The organism is Coprococcus aceti, assembly GCF_025567285.1.
Taxonomy (GTDB): domain Bacteria; phylum Bacillota; class Clostridia; order Lachnospirales; family Lachnospiraceae; genus Coprococcus; species Coprococcus aceti.
This window is the reverse complement of sequence record NZ_JAOQJT010000024.1, coordinates 1-741: the sequence shown is the minus strand read 5'-3', so window position 1 is coordinate 741 and position 741 is coordinate 1. Positions and strand designations below refer to the sequence as shown.

Annotated in this window: 1 protein-coding gene; it reads right to left on the bottom strand. The window is 42.9% G+C overall.

What is annotated here, in order from left to right; genetic code table 11:
• Positions 1-597: hypothetical protein (locus tag OCV54_RS14625; protein ID WP_156327942.1), on the bottom strand; the 597-nt coding region annotated here is incomplete at its 3' end.
• Positions 598-741 lie beyond the last annotated feature (144 nt).

Here is a 741-nt window from a genome sequence, read left to right as displayed (position 1 = left end):
TGTTCCTGCGCCAAACATTCCACAAAGAGCACCTATTATTGCGCCCTCTTCAACGCCACTTGCAAATCCATCAAAAAACGACTTTCCTGCTTTCACTGATGCAGCGCCATTCATTATACCAGATATTGCTGATCCCACGAGGGCCGATGTCGCTACAGACTGTGTCACTGCAGCTGCCGTAGCTCCCAGTACAGCAGGGCAGACTATCGCCACTGCAGCAGTAACCACAAGCACGCCTATGCCTATAGCCAGCTTTCCTTCACTGGTCTCATACCATGGAGTTTCAGCATATAGATTGCATAGAGTCTGTCCAGATGCCTCGAATTTTTCATTACATTCTTTATACAGATCGTATGCCTCATCCAGAATCTTCTTCAGAGTTCCAAGCCGTTCATATTCATCTGTCAACTGAGCACGATATCTGTCCAGGGATGATATATCCAGAGATTCCGCCATCTTACTTATGTATATTATGTCTCTCTGACGTCTGATATCATCAATATACTGTCCAAGTGTATCATATATCTTTGACAATCTGTAAGGTTCATCTTCAAGCTTGCCCAAGTCTACATACAAAAGAACTCCTCTATTTTCCATTATTTTCATCCCCCCTGTACTTGTCAAGTATCTTTACGATACTAACATCACACATCCCTCATCTACATGAGTATCAGTTTATCGCCATTTTCAACATGATAACTTTTCAAGGTTCTATCTGGATCCATAACCATGCCTTCTCTC